1 protein-coding gene is annotated in these 573 nt (G+C 53.4%); it reads left to right on the forward strand.

The window, feature by feature from the left end:
* On the forward strand, window positions 1-472 hold a 472-nt coding region (locus HMPREF2907_RS04240), incomplete at its 5' end, for an aldehyde dehydrogenase family protein (RefSeq protein WP_141754406.1).
* Window positions 473-573 lie beyond the last annotated feature (101 nt).

Below are 573 nucleotides of genomic sequence, written 5' to 3' on the forward strand. Positions count from 1 at the left end.
AGGGCCGCTGATTGAGGAAAAAGCGGTGGAGAAAGTCGAGCAGCACATCGCCGACGCCCTCTCCAAAGGCGCAAGCTGCCTGACCGGTGGCAAACGCAGCGCATTGGGCGGAACGTTTTTCGAACCGACCGTCTTAAGCGGCGTAACGGCGCAAATGGCGGTGGCGCGCGAAGAAACTTTCGGGCCTTTGTGTCCCGTGTTCCGCTTTGAAACCGAAGCCGAAGTCATCGCGGCTGCCAACGATACGGAATACGGTTTGGCGGCCTACCTCTTCACTTCCGACACTGCCCGACAATGGCGCGTTGGCGAAGCCTTGGAATACGGCATGGTCGGCATCAATACCGGCCTAATCAGCAATGAAGCGGCACCGTTCGGCGGCGTGAAACGCAGCGGGCTGGGACGCGAAGGCAGCAAATACGGTGCGGACGAATATTTGGAATTGAAATATTTGTGTATCGATGTGGCGGATTGAGTTTGCTACTAGAATCAACAGGTCGTCTGAAAACAAATTTCATTGAAACCTTGTTTTCAGACGACCTTTTTCATATAGTGGATTAACAAAAATCAGGACAA

It is taken from the genome of Neisseria sp. HMSC055H02, assembly GCF_001813335.1.
Lineage (GTDB): Bacteria > Pseudomonadota > Gammaproteobacteria > Burkholderiales > Neisseriaceae > Neisseria > Neisseria sicca_C.